General features: G+C 70.7%; 7 protein-coding genes (1 of these 7 running past the window's edge). 4 read left to right on the top strand and 3 right to left on the bottom strand.

Features of this window, described 5'->3' with window-relative positions; translation table 11 throughout:
* From JOE48_RS11035 to JOE48_RS11025, 3 genes are all read left to right on the top strand, one after another.
* Window positions 1-186, top strand: partial view of a response regulator transcription factor gene (locus tag JOE48_RS11035; protein ID WP_210029801.1) — the 3' portion only. The gene continues 510 nt to the left of window position 1, outside the view; 186 of the gene's 696 nt are visible here — the last part of the coding sequence; its start codon lies off the left edge, out of view; it ends in the stop codon at window positions 184-186.
* The gene (locus tag JOE48_RS11030; protein ID WP_210029800.1) at window positions 183-1,691 is read left to right on the top strand and encodes an ATP-binding protein; all 1,509 of its coding nucleotides are present in this window, start codon (window positions 183-185) and stop codon (window positions 1,689-1,691) included. The genes JOE48_RS11035 and JOE48_RS11030 overlap by 4 nt, the downstream gene beginning before the upstream one ends.
* Before the next feature lie 70 nt (window positions 1,692-1,761).
* Window positions 1,762-2,547: a 3-hydroxybutyrate dehydrogenase gene (locus tag JOE48_RS11025; RefSeq protein ID WP_210029799.1), complete on the top strand. Its 786-nt coding sequence runs from the start codon at window positions 1,762-1,764 to the stop codon at window positions 2,545-2,547.
* Window positions 2,548-2,631: 84 nt separating this feature from the next.
* Here the strand turns inward: JOE48_RS11025 and JOE48_RS11020 are convergent, their stop codons facing one another.
* Together JOE48_RS11020 and meaB are read right to left on the bottom strand one after the other, a co-directional pair.
* A complete protein-coding gene (locus tag JOE48_RS11020; RefSeq protein ID WP_210029798.1) occupies window positions 2,632-3,009 on the bottom strand; it encodes a CsbD family protein in 378 nt (125 codons plus the stop codon).
* 154 nt (window positions 3,010-3,163) lie between these two features.
* The gene (gene meaB / locus JOE48_RS11015) at window positions 3,164-4,150 is read right to left on the bottom strand and encodes a methylmalonyl Co-A mutase-associated GTPase MeaB (protein WP_210029796.1); all 987 of its coding nucleotides are present in this window, start codon (window positions 4,148-4,150) and stop codon (window positions 3,164-3,166) included.
* Window positions 4,151-4,341: 191 nt separating this feature from the next.
* Between meaB and JOE48_RS11010 the strand changes: the two genes are divergently transcribed.
* Window positions 4,342-5,370, top strand: coding sequence for an alpha/beta hydrolase (locus JOE48_RS11010; RefSeq protein WP_210029794.1), 1,029 nt, complete (start codon window positions 4,342-4,344; stop codon window positions 5,368-5,370).
* A gap of 15 nt (window positions 5,371-5,385) precedes the next feature.
* Here JOE48_RS11010 and JOE48_RS11005 read toward each other — a convergent pair whose 3' ends face one another.
* Complete coding sequence (locus JOE48_RS11005) at window positions 5,386-6,270, bottom strand: transglutaminase-like domain-containing protein (protein ID WP_210029793.1); 885 nt, start codon at window positions 6,268-6,270, stop codon at window positions 5,386-5,388.
* Window positions 6,271-6,505 lie beyond the last annotated feature (235 nt).

Genomic DNA, 6,505 nt, shown 5'->3' with positions numbered 1-6,505 from the left:
GTGGTGACCCGCACCATGCTGCTCGAGCACGTCTGGGACTACCACTTCGACCCGCAAACCAACGTGATCGACGTCCACGTGTCGCGCCTGCGCGGCAAGCTCGACAAGGGCTTCCCGTCGCCGATCATCCACACGGTGCGGGGGGCCGGCTACGTGCTGCGCGTCGACGAGAGCGGCCCCGGGTGACCGGGTCTCCGGCGGGCGAGCCCCTCGCGCCCGAGACGCGCGGCGCGCGTTTCCAGAAGCTGTTCCGCACGACCGCGTTCAAGCTGTCGCTCGCCTACCTCGCGATCTTCGCGCTGTGCGCCTTCCTGGCGCTCGGCTACGTCGCGTGGAACGCCCGGGCGGTGCTCGACGACCAGATCGTCTCGACCATCGATGCCGAGATCAACGGCCTGTCGGAACAATATAATTCCGGCGGCCTGCGCCGGCTGATCACCGTGGTTGAGCGGCGCTCGCGCGAGCCGGGCGCCTCCCTCTACCTCGTGACGACGGCTGGCGGCGACCACGTCGTCGGCAATGTCGGCTACGTGCCCGCCGCCGTGCTGGCGACGCCCGGCCAGAGCGAGACGCGTTACGGCCGCAACGACTCGGATGCCGAGGCGCACCGGGCCATCGTTCGGGTCTTCACCCTCCCGGGCGGATTCCGGCTCCTGGTCGGGCGCGACACCGAGGAGCGCGACCGGCTGCGCGCAGTGATCGGGCGGGCCTTCGTCACCGCGCTCGCCGCCGTGGTGATCCTGGGGGTGATCGGCGGGTGGCTCGCGGCCAGCCGGGTCCTGCGCCGGGTCGATGCCATGACCCAGACCACCCGGGCGATCATGGCGGGCGACCTCGACGGCCGGCTCCACGTGGCCGGCAACGGCGACGAACTCGACCGCCTCGCCTCGAGCCTCAACCTGATGCTGGAGCGCATCGGCGAGCTGATGCGCGGCATGCGCGAGGTGTCCGACAACATCGCCCACGACCTGAAGACGCCACTGACCCGCCTGCGCAACCGGGCCGACGAGGCCCTGCGCCGCGCCTCGTCCCCGGAGGAGCTGCGCGCGGCGCTCGAGGCCGTCATCGAGGAGGGCGACGGCCTCATCCGGGTGTTCAACGCCCTCCTGATGATCGCCCGACTGGAGGCCGGGAGCGCGCGGGACGTTCTGGTGCCGCTGGATCTCGGACAGGCGGTTCGGGGCGTCGGCGACTTGTACGAGGCGCTCGCAGAAGATCAGGGCCTCGTCCTCGACGTGCGCGCGGAGGACGGCCTGACGATCGCCGGCAACCGGGAGCTGATCGGGCAGGCTCTGGCCAATCTCATCGACAACGCCCTGAAATACGGAGCCGCCGCGGAAGGCACGGAGGCGCGCGTCACCCTCGAAGCATGGCGGGCGGGGGAGTCCGTCCGCTTGGCTGTCGCGGACCCGGGGCCGGGCATCCCGGAGGCCGAGCGCGGCCGCGTGCTCGATCGCTTCGTACGCCTGGAAGACGCCCGCACGCGGCCCGGCTTCGGGCTCGGCCTCAGCCTCGTCAACGCCGTTGTCCGCCTGCACCAGGGGACGCTGCGCCTCTCCGACAACGCACCGGGTCTGCGGGTGGAGATCAGCTTCCCGGCCGAGACGGGCGCGGGGGAGGAGACGGGTGACATCCCGCATGCACCGCCATCGGGCGGCCCTGTGCCGGTGCCGTCCTCACGCGCTAGGTAGGTCTTCGACCCGGCACAGCCCCGGCCACCCTACCCGCGGACCTGATCGGCCGTGCGTCCCAGGAGGCTCCATGACCCTCAAGACCAAGACCGCCCTCGTCACCGGCTCCACCAGCGGGATCGGCCTCGCCATCGCCCGCGCGCTTGCCGCGGATGGCGCCAACATTGTGATGAACGGCTTCGGAGACGCCAACGCCATCGAGGAGGCGCGGGCCGGGATCGAGAGCGCCTACGGGGTCAAGGTCCGTTACTCGGCGGCCGACATGAGCAAGCCGGCGGCGATCACCGCCATGGTCCGGGAGGCGGAAGAGGCGTTCGGATCCGTCGACGTGCTGGTCAACAATGCCGGCATCCAGTTCGTCTCGCCGATCGAGGAGTTTCCGGCGGAGAAGTGGGAGCAGATCATCGCGATCAACCTGTCCTCGGCGTTCCACGCGATGCACGCGGCAATTCCCGGGATGAAGGCGCGGGGCTGGGGCAGGATCGTCAACACGGCCTCGGCGCATTCGCTGGTCGCCTCACCGTTCAAGTCGGCCTATGTGGCGGCCAAGCATGGGATCGCAGGCCTCAGCAAGGCGGCGGCGCTGGAACTCGCGCCGCACAGGATCACCGTGAACTGCATCTCGCCGGGATATGTCTGGACGCCGCTCGTGGAGGCGCAGATCCCCGACACCATGAAGGCGCGCGGCCTGACCAAGGAGCAGGTGATCGAGGACGTGCTGCTGAAGGCACAGCCGACCAAGGAATTCGTGACGGTCGATCAGGTCGCCGCGCTCGCGGTGTTCCTGTGCTCCGACGCGGCGAGCCAGATCACCGGCGCCAATATCAGCATGGATGGCGGCTGGACGGCGCAGTAGCCGAGTCCCAATCCGGCCGATCGCTGCCCTGTCGCGGGACGTCCTGGAGCAGCCCCGCCCGGTGACGGGCGGGGCCATCTCGGCTCAGCGGCGGCTGTGGATCAGCAGAGCCAGGCCGTAGCCGACGGCGCCCGCGATCAGCAGCGCGACCAGGGGATTCTCCTCCACCCGGGCGCCCACGGCGGCGCGACCGTCACGCAGGTAGGAGCCGCTTCGGCCATAGGCGTCGTCCGCCACGTCGCCGGCGCGATCATAGGCGTCGCTCGCGTAGTCGCTCGCGCGGTCGGCGAGGTCGCGCGCTTTGTCCTTCACCTGCCCGAAGACGTTCTGGGCTTGACCCTGAGCCTCGCGGAAACGCCCCTCGACCGAGTCACGGTTCGAGCCCACGAAATCGCCGGCCGCCCCCTGAACCTTGCCGACAGCCTCCTTGGCGCCGCCGACGATCCGATCCGTATCCACCATGGCACTCTCCTTGACGTGAGCGCGGCGCCGCGACAGGGGCACCGTTCGTTACGCCGTCGTCCACCGAACGCGCGAGATGGCGTTTGTGCCCCCCGCAACGGTGAATTTGTGCGTCCCGGCCCGGCGCCACGGAGGAGATGCGCCGCGAAACCCGTCAGAGGCCGATCAGAGTGGCGATGGCCGCGGCGCCCGCGGCAGGGGAGGTCTCGCCCCGGGCGACGCCCGCCTCCGCCTCGGCGGTCCGGCGCCGGATCTCGGGCGAGCCGACAAGACGCTGGTGCAGGCGCTCGTCCACCAGCGCCCACATCCACTTCACGTCCTGTGTCCGGCGCTTCGCCTGGATCTCGCCGGTGGCGGTGAGCTTCTCCCGGTGATCGACGATCTTCGCCCACAGGGCATCGAGCCGCAGGTTGTGGAAACCCGAGATCGTCACCACTGGCGGCGACCAGGTCGCGGAGGCCGGCGTCAGGATGTGCAGGGCCGCCCGGTATTCCGAGGCGGCGGCGTTGGCCCGATGCTCGGCCTCGCCACTGTCGGCCTTGTTGACCGCGATCATGTCGGCGAGTTCCAGGATGCCCTTCTTGATGCCCTGCAACTCGTCGCCGGCCCCGGGCAGCATCAGCACGAGGAAGAAGTCGGTCAGGTCGGCAACCGCCGTCTCTGACTGGCCGACGCCCACCGTCTCGACCAGGATGACGTCGAATCCCGCGGCCTCGCAGAGCAGCATGGTCTCACGGGTCTTCGCCGCGACGCCGCCCAGGGTGCCGGATGACGGGGAGGGGCGGATGAACGCGCGCGGGTCGTGGGCGAGCCGCGCCATCCGGGTCTTGTCGCCCAGGATCGAGCCGCCGGTGCGTGAGGAGGACGGGTCGACCGCCAGCACCGCCACCTTGTGGCCGGCCTCCGTGAGATTCGAGCCGAGGGCGTCGATGGTGGTCGACTTGCCGACGCCGGGCACGCCGGTGATTCCGACGCGGATCGCCCGCCCGGTCTGCGGCAGCACGGAGTCGATGAGGTCGGACGCGAGCGCCCGGTGATCGGTCCGCTTCGACTCGGCCAGCGTGATGGCCCGGGCCAGGGCGGCGCGGTCGCCGCGCAGCAGGCGCTCGCGCAGGCTCTCGATGTCGATGGACGGCGTCATGGTCTCTTCATGGCGGCGCCGGCAGCCGCCGTCGAGGGGGTTGGGCCGTCGGGACGGGGGACGGAACCGCTGTGGTCCGCACGCCACAAGTGCGGCCTTACCGGCCGTTCACAACGGCCTGCGGCGATCGTGCCCCGCCACGGTCATGATCCTGGGCGAGGGAGGACGCCCCGCCCGAGCGCCCCCGGATCATGCCGAGCCATATCGTCTCACGCCGCGTTCTCCTCCGGTTCGGCGCCCTCGCGGGTGCCGCAGGTCTCGCCCCTTCGCTCGGCGCCTGCGTCACCGACGACCTCGGAACCGGAGCCGGGCTGCCCGAGAAGCAGTCGGCGCTCGATGTCATGCCGGTGCTGCTGGTGGCCACCACCCGCAAGCCCGTGGGCAACCCGCCGCGGCCGCCGTATTTCAGCAGCGATCGCGGCCGTGGCCTGAGCTTCGCCGAAGTGCGCCTGTCGCCGCCCGACCGCTCCTTGCTGGGGAAGGTCTCGGCCGTGATCACCGGCGACTGGACCATCGGGGCGGTGCCGAAGACCGAGACGGGCGCGGGCGCCGCCGACGCCTTCGCGCAGGCGGCCCTGGGCCGCGACGTGCTGATCTACGTCCACGGCTACCGCGAATCGTTCGAATCGGCTGCTGTCAGCGCCGCCCGGCTCTCCGACGGGATCCGCTTCCGCGGCGTCTCGGGCCTGTTCACGTGGCCGTCGGCGGCGGCAACCCTTGATTACAACTACGACCGCGAAAGCGCCCTGTGGTCGCGCGACGCCTTCGAGGACCTGCTCAAGGCCCTGGCCGCCTCGCCGAGCGGCGGCCGGATCAACATCGTCGCGCATTCGATGGGCACGCTCCTGACCCTGGAGACCCTGCGCATGCTGCGCGCCGAGGCGGGCGAGGCGGCGATGGCGCGCATCGGCGCGGTCGTGCTCGCCGCGCCCGATATCGATTTCGACCTGTTCTCCAACGGCGTCGCCCGGATGGGGCCCGATGTCTCGAAGATCACCGTGATCTCCGCCACCAACGATCGCGCACTCGAACTCTCGGCCGCGATCGCGGGCGGCGTCCGGGCCGGTGCCGTCGATCGCGCCAAGCTGGAGGCGCTCGGTGTCCGCGTCGCGGACGCCTCCGATTACGGCGGTGGCCTGCTCAACCACGACCTGTTCCTGTCGAATCCCGAGGTTCAGGGCGTGGTCAAGCGTGCCATCGCTCGGGGCGCCGGTGTCTGAGGCCCCGGCGAGGTCTCAGCCCATCCGGGTCGCCATACTCTGTGGCGGAAGCGGCTCCTCCGGCGGGAGGGCTGCGACCTCGGACCTTTCGCGCTGGTCGACCCGGTCGGCCCAGACCCGGAAGCCGATGAGCGGATTGGGCCCGAACGTGTGTGTCAGCGGCACGTCCGCGGCGTCGCGTCCGTAGGCCACCATCACCCGCCCGATCCGCGGGCTGTTGTTGCGCGGGTCGAACACGTGCCATCGGCCGCCGAGATAGACCTCCATCCAGGCAGCGAAGTCGCCGGCCGGGTGCGGCTCGGGCTCGCCGATGAAGCTGACATAGCCGGTGCAGTAGCGCGTCGGGATATTGAGGGCGCGGCAGAACGCCACCGCCAAGTGCGTGTAATCCCGGCAGACGCCGCGGCCGCCCGCATAGGCGTCGACGGCCGTCCGGTCCCGATGCGCGAACTCGTAGCCGAACGCGATGTGGCCATGGACGAAGTCGCAGACCGCCTGCACCCGCTCCCAGCCGGGCGCAGTTCCCCCGAACAGCTGCCACGCCGTGTCGGCCAGGAGATCCGATTCGCAGTAGCGGCTCGGCAGCAGGAACACGATGGTCTCCGGCGGTAGCGCCTCCACGGCGTGCTGCGCGGCGTCCGGATGCGCCGAATCCGGCTGACCGTCATCGCGGATCACCGCGTCGGTGCCGATGGTGAAGCTGCCGGCCGGCGCGGTCAGGCGGCCGCACAGATTGCCGAAGCCGTCCCGATAGGTCTCCACGGGCACGGGCGGCTCGGTGCGGAGCGCGTCGGGTTCTTCGAGGGCGCCGGCCCGGGAGGGATGCACGTTGAGCATCACCACCATGGGCACCGGATAGGGAAAGGCGTAGCGCATCTCGCAGCCGAGCCTGATCCGCATGCGCGGGAATCCTTCCATGATCCGATGCTGGCCGTCCAGGCCGGAGGTGCGGCGCCAAATCGTGCCGCCACCGCGGTGGCGGACTTGGCGCCCGGCCGCTTCACCCCTACAGCATCCCGCGCGCGGCGCTCATGACCGCCGGTCGAAACCCATGGGTTTCGACCGGGGCCCGGCGTCGCACCCGCGCGATCCCGTCGATCGGGCGCGCCTGAGGACGGTTACGAGAGGGATGCCG

It is taken from the genome of Methylobacterium sp. PvR107, from assembly GCF_017833295.1.
Lineage (GTDB): Bacteria > Pseudomonadota > Alphaproteobacteria > Rhizobiales > Beijerinckiaceae > Methylobacterium.
This window is presented reverse-complemented; position numbering and strand designations above follow the sequence as displayed.